17 protein-coding genes are annotated in these 18,100 nt (G+C 66.2%); 6 read left to right on the top strand and 11 right to left on the bottom strand.

Annotated features, from left to right (window positions below; all coding sequences use genetic code 11):
- Positions 1-41 precede the first annotated feature (41 nt).
- Both ACMAUO_RS08185 and ACMAUO_RS08180 read left to right on the top strand, forming a co-directional pair.
- A complete protein-coding gene (locus tag ACMAUO_RS08185) occupies positions 42-1,343 on the top strand; it encodes an MFS transporter (RefSeq protein WP_420356422.1) in 1,302 nt (433 codons plus the stop codon).
- Positions 1,336-2,466, top strand: a complete 1,131-nt coding sequence (locus ACMAUO_RS08180; RefSeq protein ID WP_420356421.1) for an AbrB family transcriptional regulator — start codon at positions 1,336-1,338, stop codon at positions 2,464-2,466. The genes ACMAUO_RS08185 and ACMAUO_RS08180 overlap by 8 nt, the downstream gene beginning before the upstream one ends.
- Before the next feature lie 27 nt (positions 2,467-2,493).
- On the opposite strand, the gene ACMAUO_RS08175 is transcribed toward ACMAUO_RS08180, so the two are convergent.
- The 11 genes from ACMAUO_RS08175 to ACMAUO_RS08125 all read right to left on the bottom strand — a co-directional run bounded on the left by ACMAUO_RS08175 (position 2,494) and on the right by ACMAUO_RS08125 (position 12,964).
- Complete coding sequence (locus ACMAUO_RS08175; RefSeq protein ID WP_420356420.1) at positions 2,494-2,847, bottom strand: RidA family protein; 354 nt, start codon at positions 2,845-2,847, stop codon at positions 2,494-2,496.
- Positions 2,844-3,806, bottom strand: coding sequence for a LysR substrate-binding domain-containing protein (locus ACMAUO_RS08170; protein ID WP_420356419.1), 963 nt, complete (start codon positions 3,804-3,806; stop codon positions 2,844-2,846). The genes ACMAUO_RS08175 and ACMAUO_RS08170 overlap by 4 nt, the downstream gene beginning before the upstream one ends.
- Positions 3,785-5,182, bottom strand: a complete 1,398-nt coding sequence (locus tag ACMAUO_RS08165; protein WP_420356418.1) for an MFS transporter — start codon at positions 5,180-5,182, stop codon at positions 3,785-3,787. The genes ACMAUO_RS08170 and ACMAUO_RS08165 overlap by 22 nt, the downstream gene beginning before the upstream one ends.
- Before the next feature lie 7 nt (positions 5,183-5,189).
- Positions 5,190-6,488: an NAD(P)/FAD-dependent oxidoreductase gene (locus ACMAUO_RS08160; RefSeq protein ID WP_420356417.1), complete on the bottom strand. Its 1,299-nt coding sequence runs from the start codon at positions 6,486-6,488 to the stop codon at positions 5,190-5,192.
- Positions 6,485-7,258 (bottom strand): amino acid ABC transporter ATP-binding protein, encoded by a 774-nt coding sequence (locus ACMAUO_RS08155; RefSeq protein ID WP_473965175.1) that lies wholly within the window; start codon positions 7,256-7,258, stop codon positions 6,485-6,487. The genes ACMAUO_RS08160 and ACMAUO_RS08155 overlap by 4 nt, the downstream gene beginning before the upstream one ends.
- On the bottom strand, positions 7,251-7,910 hold the full coding sequence (locus tag ACMAUO_RS08150; protein WP_420356416.1) for an amino acid ABC transporter permease: 660 nt from the start codon (positions 7,908-7,910) through the stop codon (positions 7,251-7,253). The genes ACMAUO_RS08155 and ACMAUO_RS08150 overlap by 8 nt, the downstream gene beginning before the upstream one ends.
- An 18-nt stretch (positions 7,911-7,928) precedes the next feature.
- On the bottom strand, positions 7,929-8,774 hold the full coding sequence (locus ACMAUO_RS08145) for a transporter substrate-binding domain-containing protein (RefSeq protein ID WP_420356415.1): 846 nt from the start codon (positions 8,772-8,774) through the stop codon (positions 7,929-7,931).
- A 117-nt stretch (positions 8,775-8,891) separates the two neighbouring features.
- Complete coding sequence (locus tag ACMAUO_RS08140; protein ID WP_420356414.1) at positions 8,892-9,863, bottom strand: D-2-hydroxyacid dehydrogenase; 972 nt, start codon at positions 9,861-9,863, stop codon at positions 8,892-8,894.
- 319 nt (positions 9,864-10,182) lie between these two features.
- Positions 10,183-10,962, bottom strand: coding sequence for an SDR family oxidoreductase (locus ACMAUO_RS08135; RefSeq protein WP_420356413.1), 780 nt, complete (start codon positions 10,960-10,962; stop codon positions 10,183-10,185).
- Positions 10,963-10,983: 21 nt separating this feature from the next.
- Positions 10,984-11,727: an aspartate/glutamate racemase family protein gene (locus ACMAUO_RS08130; RefSeq protein ID WP_420356412.1), complete on the bottom strand. Its 744-nt coding sequence runs from the start codon at positions 11,725-11,727 to the stop codon at positions 10,984-10,986.
- A gap of 13 nt (positions 11,728-11,740) precedes the next feature.
- On the bottom strand, positions 11,741-12,964 hold the full coding sequence (locus ACMAUO_RS08125; protein ID WP_420356411.1) for a pyridoxal phosphate-dependent aminotransferase: 1,224 nt from the start codon (positions 12,962-12,964) through the stop codon (positions 11,741-11,743).
- Between the two features lie 373 nt (positions 12,965-13,337).
- Between ACMAUO_RS08125 and peaA the strand changes: the two genes are divergently transcribed.
- The 4 genes from peaA to ACMAUO_RS08105 all read left to right on the top strand — a co-directional run bounded on the left by peaA (position 13,338) and on the right by ACMAUO_RS08105 (position 18,045).
- Entirely contained in the window at positions 13,338-15,089 is a 1,752-nt protein-coding gene (peaA, locus tag ACMAUO_RS08120) for a quinohemoprotein amine dehydrogenase subunit alpha (RefSeq protein WP_420356410.1), read from the top strand.
- Positions 15,086-16,561, top strand: coding sequence for a quinohemoprotein amine dehydrogenase maturation protein (peaB, locus tag ACMAUO_RS08115; protein WP_420356409.1), 1,476 nt, complete (start codon positions 15,086-15,088; stop codon positions 16,559-16,561). The genes peaA and peaB overlap by 4 nt, the downstream gene beginning before the upstream one ends.
- Positions 16,558-16,899 carry a quinohemoprotein amine dehydrogenase subunit gamma gene (gene qhpC / locus ACMAUO_RS08110; RefSeq protein WP_420356408.1) on the top strand — a complete coding sequence of 114 codons (342 nt, stop codon included), beginning with the start codon at positions 16,558-16,560 and terminating at the stop codon, positions 16,897-16,899. Before peaB ends, qhpC begins: the two co-directional genes overlap by 4 nt.
- Positions 16,900-16,962: 63 nt before the next feature.
- Complete coding sequence (locus ACMAUO_RS08105; RefSeq protein WP_420356407.1) at positions 16,963-18,045, top strand: YncE family protein; 1,083 nt, start codon at positions 16,963-16,965, stop codon at positions 18,043-18,045.
- Positions 18,046-18,100: the final 55 nt, after the last annotated feature.

Raw genomic sequence — 18,100 nt, 5'->3', positions numbered from 1 at the left:
ACACGTTCAAACAGGATCTGCTCTAGGATGGGGGCCGTGCCATGATGAGCAGGCGAAGCCGGGCCGTGATCGGTTCCATCGCGGGCAATGCGCTCGAATGGTACGATTTCATGGTCTTCTCCTATCTCGTGCCGGTCATCAGCGCCGTTTTCTTCGGCGGCGCGGGGGAGCGGGCCGTACTGTTCACGACGGTCCTGTTCGGCATGGGCTTTCTGACCCGGCCGCTGGGCGGGCTGGTGCTTGGGCTGTTCGCCGACCGGCATGGCACCGGTAGCGCGATGGTGCTGGGCATGAGCGTCATGGCCGTCTCGATGCTGCTGATCGCCTGTGCGCCGGGGTGGCACACGGCCGGGCTGGTGGGGGCCGGTGTCGTCGTCGTCGCCCGTCTGTTGCAGGGATTTTCCGCAGGGGCGGAGTTCGCGACCTCGACGTCGTTCCTGATCGAGGAGGCGCCGCCCGGGCGGCGGGGCTTTTACGGATCGTGGCAGATGGTCGGGCAGGCCGTGGCCCAGATCCTGGGCAGCGGGGTCGGGTTCATGCTGGCCACCGCGCTGAGCCCGGAGATGCTGGTCGCGTGGGGGTGGCGGCTGCCCTTCGCGTTCGGGCTGGTCATCCTGCCGGCGATCCTGGTGCTGCGCCGGAGCGGGCAGGATACCGCGCCTCGCCCGGCCCGGGACACGCTGCGCGGCAGTGCGGTGCGTTTTCTGCGCGACCTGGGGCGGCAGAAGGGGCGGGCGCTGTCGGTGGCCGGGCTGGTCGGCGGCACGTCGGCGACGCTATACATTCTTTATGGCTACAACATCACCTTTGCCACGCGCACACTGCATCTGCCGATCCGGATGGTCTTTTTCATTACCATGGCCGCCGCGATCGTGATGGTGCCCTTTATCCTGCTGGCCGGGTGCCTGGGCGACCGGTTCGGCGGGCGGCGGGTGCTGTTCGCGTCCCTGATCGGGCTGTTGATCGCGATCATCCCGCTCTCCGCGTTCCTGGTCGCCGGGCCGTCGGTGGGGCGGCTGCTGATCATGCAGGTCGGGCTGGCGGTGTTCTCGGGCCTGTTCCTGGGGTCGTACAGCACGGTCGTGACCGAAGTGTTCGAGCCGGGGTCGCGGACCACGGTGCTGGCGACAGTGCATAACATGACGGTCATGCTGGTGGGCGGCACGTCGCAGACGATCGTGACCTGGCTGCTGGCGGCAACCGGGTCGCCGATGGCCAGCGGGCTGTATGTCGCGATGGCGGTGCTGGGGGCGACGCTGGGCGCGGGCTGGCTGGCGGCGGAGCGCAGGCCCGCCCGGCGCATGGCCCTGCCCGGTGGGGAGCCGGTGGCGATGCATGTCTGACGCGATGCGGCGTGCGCGGGCGATGCGCGGGGTGCTGCTTCGCTGGGTGGTCCTGCTGGCGGGGTCGATGGCTTTGGCCGAACTATTGCGCCGGATCGGTCTTCCCGCGTCGGCGATGCTCGGCCCCATGATCTGCGGCATCGTCGCCGGGGTGACCGGGCAGGGGTTGCGGATGCCCGGTCCGGTCTTTGCGCTGGCCCTTGGGGTCGTGGGCTGCCTGATCGCCACCAGCCTGCCGCTGTCCGTCCTGGCCAGCATCCTCGACAAGGGGCCGGTCTTTTTCGCCGGGGTCTTGTCCATCGTGTTGGTGAGTGCCGCCGCCGGCTTCGTGCTGGCGCGGACCGGGGTGCTGCCGGGTACGACGGCGCTGTGGGGATCGTCGCCGGGGGCGGCGACGCCGATGACCATCATGTCCGCCAGCTACGGCGCCGACATGCGGCTTGTCGCCTTCATGCAATATCTGCGCGTGATCTTCGTGTCGGGAAGTGCGGCGGCCGTCACGCGGTTTTTCGCCGTGGCCCCGGCCGGGCACGACGTGCTGGTGCGATCGGTGCCGCTGGCGGAGGGGAATGCGGGGGCGATCGGCGGTACGCTGCTGACCATCGTGGTGTCGACGTTCCTTGCCCAGAAATTCCGGATTCCCGCCGGGGTGCTGATGGTTCCGCTCGTCGTCGGCGCGGCGCTGCAGGATACGGGGCTGCTGACCATCGCCCTGCCCGGATGGGTGCGCGTGCCGGCCTATACCGCGCTGGGATGGGGGATCGGCCTGCGCTTCACGCCCGCCATCGTGCGGCATGCGCTGCGGGCCTCGCCCTGGGTTATCCTGTCCACCCTGCTGGTGATCGGCGCGTCGGGCGCTGTGGCTTGGCTGCTGGTGCTGTGCGGCGAGACGGACCCGCTTTCCGCCTGGCTGTCGTGCAGTCCGGGGGGGGAAGATACCATCGCCATCATCGCCTCCACCACGCCGGGGGTGGATATGTCGTTCGTGATGGCGATGCAGACGGTGCGTTTCGTGCTGGTGCTGTTTACCGGGCCGGGGCTTGCGCGTTGGCTCGGCCGCTGGATTCCATCCGTCGCCGGGCCCGGCAGCCGCTCGTCTCTTTCGGAAGGCGAGGCTTCCTGACCGGAGCGGCGTGCCGGGGAAAGCGTGTCAGCGGGCGAGGGCGGTGGCGATGATCTCGACGCGGATGTCGGGCAGCGCGAGCTTGACCTCGCCGCAGCAGCGGGCGGGGGCGCGGCCGGGGACGATCCAGGCGTCGTAGACCTCGTTCATGGCCTTGAAATCCTCCATCGAGGCCAGCCAGATCGTCACGCTCAGCAGGCGGTCCTTGCCGCTGTTCGCCTCGGCCAGGATCTGTTCGATCGCGGCGAGGATCTGGCGGGTCTGGCCGGCGGCGTCCTGGCTGCGGTCGGCGGCGGTGTGGCCGGCCACATGGACCATGCCGTTGGCCACCACGGCGCGGGAGCGGCGGTGATTGGTATCGATATAGAGAATGTCGCTCAATTTCGTGTTCCTTCATATCCGTTGAAATGCAGTGTGCCCGGCGCCGGGATGCCCAGGCCGCCATAGGCGGCGCTCTCCGCGCAGATCCAGCGGATGAAGGCGGAGATGGCCGGGTCGTGCGCCTTTTCGACCGGCGTGACGACGTAATAGGCGCCGCGCGAGCGGATCGTCTCCTGCGAGACGACGCAGAGCGTGCCCTCGGCGAGTTCGCGCTCCACGAAGATCGTGGGGACGAGCGCCACGCCGATCCCGGCCATTGCCGCCTCGATCGTCGCGTTGAACTGGTCGAAGACGTGCCCCTTGAAGGAGGCGGCGCCGGTGACGTTGACCTGGGCGAACCAGAAATCCCACAGGGCCGGGCGCGTGGTGAGCTGGATGAGGCTGGCGCGGGCCAGGTCCTCCGACGTCCGCAGTTCGGCCGCGTCGCGGTAGGCGGGGCTGCAGACCGGCACGATCGTCTCGTCGAACAGGTGGTGGAGCTGGCCGTCCGGCCAGACCGGCGCGCCGTAATGCACGGCGATGTCGCAGTCGGACCCGTCGAAGCTGAACGGTTCGAACACCGTGGTGATATTGACCTTGAGCTGCGGACATTGCGCCATCAGCCGCGGCAGGCGGGGGATGAGCCACCGGGACGAAAAGGTGGAGAACATGTGCAGGCTGAGCGTGTTCTCGCCGTCGCCCGAGGACAGGACGCGGTAGGTGGTGCCGGCGATCTGTTCGAGGATCGAGATCACGGACGGCAGGATCGACTTGGCCTGGCGCGTCATGATCAGGCGCTTGCGGCGCCTGTCGAACAGCGAAACGCCCAGCGTCATCTCCATGTTGCGGATCTGCTTGCTGATCGCGCCCTGGGTCAGGCTCAGTTCCTCGGCGGCGGCGCTGAAATTCTGGTGCCTGGCCGCTGCCTCGAACGCGACGAGTTCGGGCACCGACGGCATCAGGCGGCGGGGAAGGAGCATGCCGGCCTCCTTGTGATCTTGCGGCTGAGACTCAGCAGGGCGGCCGCCCAGGCGACGGCGACCGCGTAATCCAGGCAGAGGAGCGTCGGCCTGTCCGCTACCCGGGCCATGATCATGGCGACCAGGGTGGCGCCGCAGGTCTGGCCCATGATCCGTGACAGTGCGATCATGCCGCTGGCGCTCGCGCTGCGGTCGTGGGGGGCGGCGAGGACGATCGCCCGGTTGTTGGGCGAGACGAACATGGCGAAGCCCAGCCCCGCCAGGGCGAAGCGCCACATGATGTCGAAGCCGCCGGCATCCAGGGGCGTCATCCGCACCATCAGGAAACCGAAGCCGTTGATCGCCAGCCCGATCGACGACAGCGTGCCGGCCGGGACGCGGTCGGAGAGCCGGCCGACGAGCGGGCCCATCGCGACCATGGAGGCGGGCCATGCGGTGATCAGCAGCCCGGTCGTGACCGGTGAGCGGCCGAACAGGCCGGTCAGGGAAAACGGGATCGAGATCATGAAGAAATTCGCCGCCGTATAGCCCAGGAAGCAGGTCGCGGCCCCGATGGAGAAGGCGGGGAGGGCCAGCAGGTCCACCGGCATCAGCGGGGCGGCGTGCTCTTTCTGGCGGGCCAGCAGCAGCCCCCCTGCCGTCGCCCCCAGCAGGACCAGCACGGCGCCGCCCGATGCCCATTCGTTGCGGGCCAGGAAATCGCTGCCGGTGAGAATGAGGCAGAAGGCCGCCATGTTCAGGAGGATGGACAGCGGATCGATCAGCCTTTGGACCGGCGGCGTGGCGGGAAGGCGCGCCTTGCACAGGGCGAACACGAGCGCGCCGGCGGGCAGGTTGAACAGGAACAGCCAGCGCCACGAGCCGGTGCAGTAGAGGATTGCCGCCGCGACGGAGGGGCCGAGCGCGACGCTCAGTGCCGTCGTCAGCGAATTGAGCGCGAGGCAGTGGCCGAGGCGGGCGGGAGGGCAGACCATGCGGATCAGCGCGGTATTGACCGCCATGATCGCGGCGCCGCCCGCGCCCTGCACGCCGCGCGCGAAGGCGAGGGTGACGATGTGGTGCGACAGGGCGCACAGCAGCGAGCCCCCCATCAGCACCGCCAGCCCGCCCAGGCAGACCTTCTTGGCGCCGATCCGCTCGGCGACCGCCGCGAGCGGCAGCAGCAGCATGCAGTTGACGAGCTGGTAGGCGTTGACGACCCAGATCGAGACCGATGCCGAGGCGTGCAGGTCGGCTCCGATGGTCGGGAGGGCGATATTGGCGACCGCGTAATCGAGCACCGCGAGAAGGATCGCCAGCAGGATCGCCAGGAGCGCCCCCCGGTCGATGGCGGAGGGGCTTTCGTGAACCGGTGTTTCCGTCGCGATCACGTTCATGGAGCGGTCAGAGACGGAAACGGAGGAACCGGGCGGGGTCGTAGGGTGCGGCTTCGGGGACGGGCGTGCCGGTGACCATCCGCCCGATCAGCTCCGCCGTCCAGGGGGCGCTGACCAGCCCCAGATGGCCGTGGCCCGTGGCGTAGAACACGCCGCGCACCTTGGGGGAGGGCCCGATGACGGGCAGGCAGTCCGGCGTCGAGGGCCGGTTGCCCATCCAGTGCCGGACGGTGCCGAAGCCCCCGATCTTCATGAGGGGCAGGCCTTCGCGCAGGCAGTCGAGAAGGATACGGGCCCGGCGCCAGTCGGGGGGCGCCCCGTCGGGAGCGAATTCGACCTGTCCGGCGGCGCGCAGGCCGCCCTTCATGGGCGTAATGCCGAATTTGAGGTCTGACATCATGACGGGAATGGCGGGTTCGTCGGTCACGCCGGGAAGCTGGACGTGATAGCCGCGCTCGCTGACCAGCGGGATGGTGTCGCCGAGCATCGCGCCCAGTGCCCGCGAGCCCATGCCGGCGGCGGCGACGACGCCGTCGCACGCCATGACGCCGCCGGGTGTCCGCACGCCGCGTACCTGCCCGGCCTCGACCACGAAGCCGCCGGCATGGCCGTCGACGAAGCGGACGCCCTGGTCGCGCGCCAGGGTGGCCAGGGCCGCGACATAGCCGCCCGGGTCGGCGCAATGGGCGCCGTCGGGCAGCAGGGCGCCGAAGGTGTATTGGGGGCCGAGGCCGGGGCAGGCGGCTTCGAGCGCCGCGCGGTCGAGCGTCTGCCAGCGCACGCCGTTTTCGCGCCGGAGATGCCAGCCCAGGGCGTCGGCTTCGTATGCCGCCTCATCGGGATAGACGATCACCAGGCCCTTGCGCTGGATCAGGTCGGGCACGCCGGCTTCGGCGGCCAGCGTGGCGTGGCGGTCCGGCGCGTCGGCCAGGAACGGCCGCAGGGCCGAGGCGATGGCGCGGGCGCGGGCCGGCGTGGCACCGCAGGCGACGAAGCGCAGCAGCCATAGCCAGATATGCGGCAGGGACGAGGGGCGCAGGCGCAGCGGACCCCGGGCATCCAGCAGGTAGCCGGGCACCTTCTTCCACATGCCGGGCATGGAGATCGGCACCACGGAGCCCGGGCTCAGCCATCCGGCGTTGCCGTAGCTGGTGGCATTTTCCGACCCCGGCGCATCGGTGGACAGGAGGGTGACGTCATGCCCCAGGCGGCGCAGGTGCAGTGCCGTCGTCACGCCCACGGCCCCCGCCCCGATGACGACCAGCCGCGCGCCTTGCGCGGCGGTGGTGGACGTGTCTGCCATCATGCTTTTCCCATATGGAAATGTTTGAGGAATTCCCGGGTCCGTTCCTCGCGCGGGTCTTCGATGACCTGCCGCGCCGGACCCGATTCCACGATGGAGCCGTCGGCCATGAAGACGACGGTGTCCGCCACGTCGCGCGCGTAGGCCATTTCGTGCGTGACCACGATCTGTGTCATGCCGGCCTGGGCGAGGTCGCGCATCACGCTCAGGATTTCCGCCACGCGCTGCGGGTCGAGCGCGGAGGTGGCTTCGTCGAACAGCATGACCTTCGGTTCCATCGCCAGGGAGCGGGCGATGGCCACGCGCTGCTTCTGGCCGCCAGACAGGCGCTCGGGCATCGCGTCGGCGAAGCTGTCCATTCCCATGCGTTCCAGCAGGGGCCGGGCGATCTGCTCGGCTTCGTCGCGCGACTGGCCACGGACGAAGCGGGGGCCGGACATCACGTTTTCCAGAACCGTCATATGCGGAAACAGGTTGAAGGACTGGAAGACCATTCCGGCTTCGGCACGGAAGGCGGCCATCGCCTTTGCGCGGTGGCGCGAGGCGGTGGCGCCGAAGCGCATGGTGCTGTCGTCGATGGTAATCGAGCCGGAATCGGGAGTTTCCAGAAGATTGACGCAGCGGAGCAGGGTGGATTTGCCCGACCCACTGGGGCCGATCAGGGCGAGGACCTTCCCCTTGGGCACGCCCAGCGAGATGTCCCTGAGTACGTCGCGGCGGCCGAAACGCTTGGAGACGTTCACGATGTCGATCATCAGGGGTTCCCTAGCCATGACGGCGGCGCTCCAGCAGGCGCGCGCCCTGCGTCAGCGGAAACAGGATCAGGAAATAGATGACGGCGATCGTGGTGTAGACCTCCAGCGGCTTGTAGGTGGCGGAGGCGACCATCTGCCCCTGATAGACCAGGTCGGGAACGGTCACGACCGAGATCAGCGACGTGTTCTTCAGTTGCAGCACCACCTGGCTGACCAGCGGGGCGGTCATGCGCCGCAGGGCCTGCGGGACGATGACCCGGCGCATCATCGTGAAGGGGGTCATGCCCAGCGCGGCGGCGGCGTCCCACTGGCCGCGATCGATCGAATCCAGTCCCGCGCGGAAGATTTCGCTGTAGAAGGCCGCGCCGTAGAGCGACAGGGCCAGGAGCGCCGCCGTGGCGGGCGCCAGGCTGAGGCCCAGCACGACCGGCAGCGCGTAGTAGCACCAGACCAGTTGCACCAGTGCCGGCGTGCAGCGGAAGATTTCGACCACCGCGCCGGCGGGGATGGAAAGGATCTTCCAGCCGCTGCGCCGCGCCAGCGTCAGCAGCAGGCCCGCCGCCATGCCGACGATTGCGCTGGCGACGGTAAAGCCCAGCGTATATTCGAGGCCGATCCGGAAAAGCGACCAGTATTGCAGGATCGGGCCGAAATCCCATTTGTAGGTCATGAGGAGTGCCGCATCGGATCAGAATTCCAGGCCGGGCGGCAGCGATGCCGGATCGACATTGCTGGCGCGAAGCGCCTTGAACATCCACTCCTGCACGATGCCTTCCGAGCGGTTGTAGAGCAGCCAGTTATTGACGAAGGTCAGGAAGCGCGGGTCGGGCGAGACGGGCACGCCGATGCAGGTCGGCTGATGCACCACCGGCTGTGGCAGGATCAGGTCGCCCACCGCCGGGTTGCGCGCGTGCATCACGGCGGCGATCACCACCACCTGCACGACGCAGTCCGCGCGGCCGGCCTGGAGCGCCATGATGGCGTCGGTCGGGGACTGGACCGCGACGGGGGTGCAGTGAGGCAGGCTGCGCCGGACGAAGATGTCGTGCGACGAGCCGGTATCGAAGGCGACGCGGATCTCGGGCTTGTCGAGATCCTCCCATTTCGCGACGGAAAGGCCCTTCTTCGCGATCACCGTGAAGGCGTTGTTGATGGCGATGTCGCTGAACTGGATCTGGAGCGCCCGCGCCGGCGTGGGGCTGAGGGCGAACATGACGTCGATCTTGCCGGTCTGGAGGTCCATGACCGACGTGCCCCACTCGGCCTCGACGATCTCCGGCGTGACGCCCAGGGCCGAGGCCATGTCCTTGACCATGTCGATGCAGGCGCCGGTCCAGCCGCCGCCCAGCAGGTCCTTGTGGAAAAAGGGTTCGGCCCCCGGAATGGCCGCGGTGCGGAGCTTGCCCGAGGCCTTGATGCGTTCGATCGTTCCCCCCGCCTCCTGGGCGCGCGCCGGACGCAGGCCCGGAAAGGACGTCGCGGCGGCAAAGCTGCTCAGGGCCAGAACCGATGCAAAGGCTCGACGTGTTGTCACTTCTGGATCTCCCCCGCCATCAGGCGAACCGTTCACAATAGAGACCGACTTTAGGGGGGTGGACGGCACCGTAAAGCCGAAATCGCCCCGGCTCCGCCTGTCGCCCCCGGCCTGTCGTCAGACGATCTGGTTCTTCAGGGGCGTTCCGGCTTCGAGCGCCGCGATGTTCGCCATCAGGATGTCGACGACGTTGCGTTCGTAGAACTGCGTCTCGCCGGCCGCATGCGGGGTGACGACCACATTGTCCATCGACCAGAGGGGGGAGGCGGCGGGCAGGGGTTCCTCGACGAACGTGTCGAGCGCCGCGCCGGCGATCTGCCCGGATTGCAGGGCCGCGATCATGGCGCCCTCATCGACGACCTTGCCGCGCGCGACATTGATCAGCACCGCGTCCGGACGCATGGCGGCGAAGGCGTCCGCGCCCATGAGGCCGAAGGTCTCGGGCGTCAGCGGGCAGGTCAGGATCACCACGTCGGCCTGCGGCAGGGTGGCCAGGAAATCGCGGTTCGAGATGACCCGCACGCCTTCGGGCTGCGTTTCGGGAACCGAACGGCGCATCGCGATGACGTTCATGCCGAATGCCGCGCAAAGCCGGGCGACGCGGGCGCCGATTCCGCCGAAGCCGACGATCAGCACGGTCTTGCTGTCGAGTTCCTGCAACCGGTCTTTCGGATTGCTGCTGGTCGGACGCCAGTAGGCGTTCTTCTGGTCGTCGCGGGCTTCGTAGAGCCGGCGTGACAGGGAGAGCAGCAGGCCCAGCGCGTGGTCCGAAACGGCGTTCGCGTTCGCGCCCTGGGCGCTGCACAGATGGACGCCGCGTTCCCGGAACAGGGCATGGTCGTAATGATCGACGCCGGCGCTGACCGACTGCACCAGCTTGAGTTTCGGCGCCCAGTCGAGAATGTGGTTTTTCCAGAGCATGGACACGACCAGGACCTCGGCGTCGCCGATCACCGGCTCGAGATCCTTGAGGTTGGTCACCTGGGTGCAGGGCGGCGGATTGGGGCGGCGTTCCATCTCGCCCTTCAGGTCGTAATGCGCGTGCGCGACACAGACGTTGGGTTGTGCGCCGATCCATGGTTTTGTCATGTTTCATTTCCATCCGTTGCAGGAGAAAAAGGAGGGGAAACCCGACCTCCCGCGATCGTCTCTGTCCTGGAATGGAATGTATTATTCCTTTGTCGGAATGAGAAGGAAAAACGCCTCTGGCTTATATTCCATTTTGGAATGGTTTTGGCTTGTTTAGAGGCTGTTTCAAAAGCTCTGATAGTGAGCGGAAGCGCGGCGCCAGCCGCGCGTCTGGCGGTGGTTTTTGAGCATCGGAGCGGAGCGGCCTTGATGGCCGTGAGCACCGAAGCGCAGGAAACCGCCGTCAGGCCGCCGCTAGCGGGGCTTTTGAAACAGTCTCTTAGAATAGGCCGCGATAGTCGCCGCCATCGACCAGCAGGCTCTGGGCCGTGATGAAGCCGGCCTTGTGCGAGCAGAAGAATGCGACGGTCGCCGCGACCTCGTCGACGTCGCCGAAGCGTTTTGCGGGGTTGGCGGCGGCGCGTTCCGCCCAGATGCTGTCGTAGCTGCGCCCGGTCAGGCGCGACAGGTCGCGGACATGGGCATGTTGCGCCGCCGAATCGATGATGCCCGGCAGGACGTTGTTGATCGTGACGTTTCGCGCGATCAACTGCCGGGCCAGGCCCGACGAGAAGGCGACCAGTCCGGATCGCGCGGCGTTGGAAAGCGCCATTTCCGCCTGGGGATTCTTCACGCTGCGGGACACGATGTTGACGATGCGGCCGAAGCCGCGGTCGCCCATGCCGTCTACCGCCAGCCGGATCATCTCGATCGGGGCCAGCATCATCATGTCGACGCCGGCGATCCAGTGGGCGCGGTCCCAGTCGCGGAAATCGCCCGGTGGCATGCCGCCGCCGTTATTGACCAGAATGTCGGGTGCTGGGCAGGACTCGAAGATCCGTCGGCGGTCCGCGTCGCGCGTCAGGTCCGCCGCCACGGGCGTGGCGTCCCGCCCGGTTTGCGCGCGCACCAGCGATGCGGTTTCCTCCAGCGCCTTCGGGTCGCGCGCCACCAGCGTGACGGAGGCGCCTTCGGCCGCCAGGGTCAGGGCGATCGCCCGGCCCATGCCCCGGCTGGCGCCGCATACGATCGCCCGCCGGCCCTCAAGTCCCAGATCCATGCCCTGCCTCCGCCGAAAACATTACAGCCTTGAATAATCGCGGGAGAAGGCGCGCGGCCGGATGCCGGCCACGAACCACGTCACCATCGAATAGATATCGTACACCGGCAGGCCGGTCGCGGCGGCGACGGCTGCCGCATAGGGGGGCATGTTGGTGCATTCCAGGACGATCGCGCCGATATCGGGATTCTGGCACACCAGCGTGCGCGCCGCCTCCACGACATCGCGTTCCGCCAGGCCGATATCCATCATGTCGCTGTCGGCCTTGATGAGGACGCGGAAGAATTCGGCACCGTTTTCGGTGCCGGCGACCGGTGTGTCGGCCGGCGCCCCGACGGCCGCGAGATGGGCGGGGGTCAGTGCCGCCGCGCAGACCGTGACGATGCCCGCGCGCAGGCCCGGGGGCAGGGTCGCGTTGACCCATGGGACCTGCATGAGCGACGAGGTCGCGACCGGAACGGCGAGGGCGCTCGCCAGTTGTGGCTGGAGCAGGGCGAGGAAGCCGCAATTGGTGGTGATGGCCGAAACGCCCAGCTCGATCAGCCGCCGGCCGGCCCGGATGAAATGATCCAGCTGATCGCGCGGGTCGCCCAGGACGATGCGCTCGGGCGTGGCGCCCTCCACGACGCAGAGCTGGACCGGAAACGGCCAAGTTTCGGCATTGCCCATGTCGCCCGGAATGCGCGGGAAACGGGCTTCCAGCATCAGGATGCCGAGTGGTACGCCGTATATGGCCCGCCCGCCCCGTGCGATCATGTCCGCCATCGTTCGCCGTTTCCTATCCCGCCAGTAACCGGTTGACGCCTGTTTTCATGCGCTCCAGCGCGTCGTCGATCATCTCGTCGGATGCCGCGTAGGACAGCCGCAGATATCCCGGCCCTCCGAAACAGAAGCCGGGAACGATCGCGACATGGCATTCGTGCAGGAAATACCGGCACAGTGCGGCATCGTCGGTGATATCCTTGCGTTTTAATTCCGGTCTGGCAAGAAGCGCGCGCATGTCCGCGAACGCATAGAATGCCCCGTCGGGCATGGCGCAATGGACGTGCGGAATTGTGTTGAGGCCGGCGACGATCCTGTCCCGCCGGGCGCGAAAGGCGTCGCGCCGGCTGGTTATGACATCCTGCGGACCATCCAGGGCCTCGATCGCGGCGACCTGGCTGATCGAGCAGGGGTTGGACGAACTCTGGCTCTGCACGACCGCCATGGCGGTGATGACCTCCGGCGCGGCGGCGGCGTACCCCACGCGCCAGCCGGTCATCGAATAGGCCTTCGACACGCCGTTGACGGTGACCACGCGGGGCTTGAGGTCCGGGCATGTCGCGGCCATCGTCGCGAACGGAGCCGGATCGTAGAGGACATGCTCGTAGATGTCGTCGGAGATGATGCCGACGCGCGGTGCCGCGCGCAGCACTTCGCCCAGGGCCGCGAGATGCGATGCCCTGTAGACGGCGCCCGTGGGATTGGAGGGGGAGTTGAGCAGCAGCCAGCGCGTCCGGGGTGTCAGGGCGGCGGCAAGCTGCTCCGGCGACAGGCGGAAGCCGGTTTCCTCGGAACACGGGACCACGGTCGCCGTGCCGCCGGCGAGGCGGATCATGTCGAGGTAGGTTGTCCAGCACGGCGAGGGGACGATGACCTCGTCGCCCGGGTCCAGCGTCGCCATCAGGATATTGAAGAGCACCTGTTTTGCGCCGGCGCCGACGCTGATTTCGTTCTCGGCGTAATCCAGGCCGTTTTCGCGCTGGAACTTGCGGCGGATCGCCGCCTTGAGTTCGGCCGTGCCGTCGAGGGCCGTGTAACGGGTCTGGTTGGCCAAGATGGCATTGATGCCGGCCAGCTTGACATTGTCGGGGGTGGGAAAATCGGGCTCGCCCGCGCTGAGGGAGATGACGTCGTCATGAGATGCGGCCAGTTTCCGGGCTTCCGCGCCGATGCGGATGATCTCTGAAATGCCGATACCGTTCAGCTTCGCGGATCTGGAGAATTCTGGCCAGCGCCCCATGATTGCGTTCTTCCTATTCCTCTGGCTGATCGGGAATTTCTAGCAGGTCGGCAGCGGGCAGGCCTCTTCGTTCGGCTTACTTTTTGTGCGGAAATCATTCCATTGCCAGGATGAAGGACGATCCGGATTCAGGGGGGGCGTTTTGGTCAGGCCCGTTCCCGCGCCAGGGTGGACAGGTTCCGGGCGCGGTCTTTTCCGCTGCCACCGGCAGTCGTGCCCGGTCCTGAGGGCGCATTTCCAAACACGCTCTGACGATCCTGCGTCAAATACCCCATACGCATATCGTTTCAGGGTCGGTATCATCATTTTTCTGCGGTGGGTAAATGCGCGGAAGGGTGGAACATTGGCGTTATCCTGGTCCCGGACTGCCGTCATGCGGTTCGGCTTTGCGTTCCTGATCGGCGGATTATGTGCGACGTCCGTCGCTCTGGCGGCTCCAGCGCCAAATGCCGAGGCGGGCAAGGACCCGGCCGACCAGACCGAGACCGAGGTCGGTATTCCGGTCGCCAGCGCTCTTGTTCGCGAGAAATGCGGCTCGTGCCACACGCCCGACGACAAGGGCGATCTCTCCCGCATTTCGTGGGTGCGGGCCACGCCGGAAGGGTGGGCGCAGACCCTGAAGCGGATGGTCAAGCTGAATGGCCTGTCGATCACGCCGGACGAGGCGCGCTCGGTCGTCAGATATCTTTCGACCTATCAGGGCCTGGCCCCCGACGAGGCGAAACCGGTGATGTATCTGGCCGAGCATCGCGACCCGGACGAGACGATCATCCCCAATGAGACCCTGCGCCAGACCTGCGCCAGTTGCCATGCCTTCGCCCAACCCATGTCCTCGCGTCGCAGCCATCGTGAATGGGCGCTTCTGGAGAACATGCACAAGGCGCTCTATTCCACCGCGCAGGCCATCTACGATGCTCCGTCGGGAGGGGCGCAGGAAGGATCGGCTCTCGCCAGGGGGGCTGGGGACGAGGACAAGAAGTCTCCGCCCCGCTGGCAGGTCGCCCTCGACTGGCTGAGCGCGAACGCGCCGTTGCATACGGCCGAGTGGGCAGCGTGGCGCCCCGGTATCCATGCGCCGCATCTGGGTGGAAAATGGCTGGTCAGCGCCGTTCTGCCCGGGCATGGGCGTTTTGTGGGCGAAATGGTCATCGCGCCCGGACCGGGGGGGGCTGACGAATTCACCACCACGACGACGCTGCGCTCGATCGATGGGGGAGAGCAGGTCGTCCGCAAGGGGGTTGGTCTGGTCTATGCCGGCTATTCCTGGCGCGGTACGTCACAGGGCGGGACGAAGCCTGTCCGGCCCGACGACATGCCGGCCACCATGCGCGAGACGATGTGGTTCGCGCCCGACCAGGCCACCGCGATGGGGCGCTGGTATTGGGGCGAATATCACGAGTTCGGTTTTGATGTGACCATGACGCGCGAAACCGGTGGCGCGGCCCTGGTCGCGGCATCGGAGCAGGGATTGCGGATCGGTACGAATGGTGTGCGTCTTCGTCTGTTTGGCGCGAACCTGCCGACGGACCTGAAAGCCGCCGATATCGACCTGGGTGCGGGGGTGACGGTACGCCAGGTGGTGTCGGCCACGCCGGACGAGGCGGTGATTGTGGTGGATGTGGCGGGTGACGCCATTCCGGGACCGCGGGATATCGCCATGCGGGGCGCGGTCCTGCGCAAGGGCATATCGGTCTATGCCCATGTCGATTATATCAAGGTGGCGCCGGAAACCGCGCTTGCGCGGCTGGGTGGCATCAAGTTCGGCAAGGGCTATCAGCAATTCACTGCCATCGGCTGGTCGAACGGCGCGGACGGCAAGCCTGGCACGCAGGACGATTTCGCCGTGGGCACGGTGCCCGCGACGTGGTCGCTGGCGGAGTTTGCGACCGTGAGCTATGACGACGACATCAGTTTCGTCGGGACGCTCGATCCGAAGACCGGCCTCTTTACCCCGAATGTCGAAGGGCCGGACCCGAAGCGCCGTTTCTCGCGCAACAATTACGGCGATGTCTGGGTTGTCGCGACCGCGAAGGACGACAGGGGCAAGGCATTGACCGGGCGAGCGTTCCTGGTCACGACGGTGCCGGCCTACAAGCGTTGGGATCAACCGGAGGTCTCCAGATGAACGCATTGCGTGACGCTGTTCGCCCCACGACGACGGTGCGCTACCGTCGTGGAGAACTTCATGAATTCAGGGCGGCCGGCCAGGATTTCATCTATCTGGTGACGGCGGGGGCGATCTTCGCCCTGGACGATGGCGCGCGGCGTGTCCTGTCGGAGCTGAACGGCCGGGAGATGCGGCATGACGAGCTGACGGATGCGCTGACCCGGCAGGGTTTCCAGCATGGGGATGCCGAGGACCTGATTCGCGAACTGCTGCTCGTGCGGGGGATCGTGTCGGATCGGGATGGGATGGCGGTGAGCGGCCCGGAGACGCCGGCGGCCGATTTTCCGCTCCAGGCGCTGGTGCTCAACATCACCAACCAGTGCAATCTGGCCTGCACATATTGCTATGAATTCGGTGCGGACAAGATTGCGACCCCTCGGGGCAAGCCGAAATACATGACCCTCGACACCGCGAAGGCGTCTGTCGATTTCCTGCTGTCACAGTCGGCGGGACGCAAGGGGGTGCATATCACCTTCTTCGGCGGGGAGACGTTGATGAATTTCCGCCTGCTGCGCGATGTCGTGCAGTATGCCGACGAGCAGGCAGCGGAGCGCGGAAAGGCCATTACGTATAGCCTGACGACCAATGCGACCCTGCTGACGGACGAGATCATTGCGTTTCTGTCGGAAAAGGCGGTCGGGGTGACCGTGAGCATCGACGGGCCGGCGGATCTGCAGGACAAGCGGCGGGTCAGCAAGAGCGGCAAGGGCACGTACGATGTGATCGAGCCGCGATTGCGCAAGCTGATCGCCACGCATCGCACGCGCGCGGTGACCGCGCGCGTTACGCTGAGCGCGGGCGTGACCGATGTGATCCGCATTTTCCGTCATCTCAAGGATGATATCGGATTCCATGAGATCGGGTTTGCACCGGTGACCAATTCCGGCGATCAGGACTATGCAATTTCCGACGAGGACATGCACGATGTGCTGAGGCAGTTCCGCGAACTGGCCAATGAGTGGCAGGAATTCGCGCTGCGCGGGGAAATGCATGGATTTTCGAACGTATCGGAAACGATCGGCGAGCTTTTCCAGGGGGTGAACAAGTCGCATCCCTGTGGTGCCGGGCTTGGGCTTCTGGGTGTCAGCCCGTCCGGCGACCTGTCGCCCTGTCATCGCTTTACGGATGCCGACACGCATACGCTGGGGAATATCCGCACGGGTGTCGACGCGGATCGCCGGGAGGATTTTCTCGCGCGCGGGCATGTCAGCGCGAAATATGCGTGTCAGACATGCTGGGCTCGCCCCCTGTGTGCCGGTGGTTGCCATCATGAGGCGTTCGTCCGGTACGGCGATACGGGCCATGCGAACCTGCATTACTGCGACTGGATCCGGGATTGGACCGATACCTGTCTGACGATCTACGGCGCGCTGGCCGTGCAGAATCCGGACTTTCTTGATCGTTTCGCCGCGCGGAAGGCTCTGTCATGAAACATCTCAAGCCACTCAACCAGAAAGCGCGCCGCATCGATACGCAGCAGACCGATGCGGCGCAGGAAAACGATGTCGTGGCCCTGCAACAGGGGCCGTCACCTCATCCGCATGTTCCGACGGGATGTACCCTGGCTTTCTCTCCGGGATGGGAGGTCGATTCCACCGGCGGCACAGCGGGGCTGTGCCAGCCGGTCGAACGCGACATCTACGACTGTTATGTCAGTTGCTTCTGGCCGGTGCAGGTGCCCGACCACGTCAATTACTCCCCCGACTGGGCGAGCAAGTGCGCCACGGCGACGAAGGACTGGCGCAATCTGGATATCGTCTTTCCCTGAGCCCGTCGGCCGTCGTCCATCCCGAAGGTTCCCGCGTCTCCAGATCGAGAAAGAGTTCGCGTTATGAAATTGCTTTTTTCCGGCCTTGCGCTGTTTGCCGCTGCCGTGGCGACGGCCGCGCCTGCCGATGCGGCGACCGTGGTGCTCGGGGGGTATCCGGACCAGCTTCAGTTTATCAATGACGTCACCGGCAAGGTCACCGACAAGGTTACGCTCGACGAGGGGCTGCCCAATCGTATCCAGCTCTCGTCGGATGGCAGCAAGATCTACGTCACGACCATGTCTTCGGGGATCGAGGTCGTCGATGCCCGGAGTCACAAGGTTCTGAACCATTTTACCCTGAACGGGCCGCTCACCCGTTACCGTCTCAACGGCATGGCCGTGGACCCGTCCGGCCGCTATCTTTATGCGATCGGACACCGGATCGACAAGCTGATCGATCGCTACCGGTTCGGGAAACCGCAATATTTCGCGGTGGACCTGCAGGAGAAGAAGGTGATCCGCTCCGCCGATGTCGACGAGAAGGCAAAGACCGGGGGCCGGCCCCGGTTGCAGGTGTCTCCCGATGGCAAGAGTCTGTACGTCTTTGGCAAGAAGATCGAGGTTCTGAACGTCGCCGACTTCAAGGTGGCCAAGACGATCGACCTGTCGCGACCGGAGATGCCCTGGAAACAGGACGTCAATATGGGGGATGCGCTCGATAGCCTGCGGGGGCAGAAGGAATATGTCTCGCTCTATGAAAGCCGGGACCCCTATATCCATAACAAGATTTTCGGAATCGCCCGTTTCGATCTCGCCACGCAGGACGTGACATATCGACCGGTCGGTGCGGAGCCCCAGGCGATCGTCGGGTTGCAGGTGACGCCGGATGGCCAGGATGCCTATACCGTGGTGGTGAATGGCGATGCCGGGAGCCGGCGCTGCGAGTTCTGGCATTACAATCTGACGACGGCGGTGGCGGTAGCCCATGCTGAGTTCGCCTGTCGCCGGCGGTTCTATTTCGGTATGTCGCATGACGGTTCCAGCCTGTATATTTACGGGGCCGGATACGATGTGGCGTCCTATGACGCGAAAACGTTGAAATACCGGACCGACTGGGAACTCGGGAATGACATCACCATGGCCGGAATCATTACCCTTCCCTGATGACGGCATCGTCGGCCGGGACTGTCGCCCGGATGTGAGGACGGTTGGCGGACCG

This window comes from Gluconacetobacter brunescens (genome assembly GCF_048695475.1).
Taxonomy (GTDB): domain Bacteria; phylum Pseudomonadota; class Alphaproteobacteria; order Acetobacterales; family Acetobacteraceae; genus Gluconacetobacter.
This window is presented reverse-complemented; position numbering and strand designations above follow the sequence as displayed.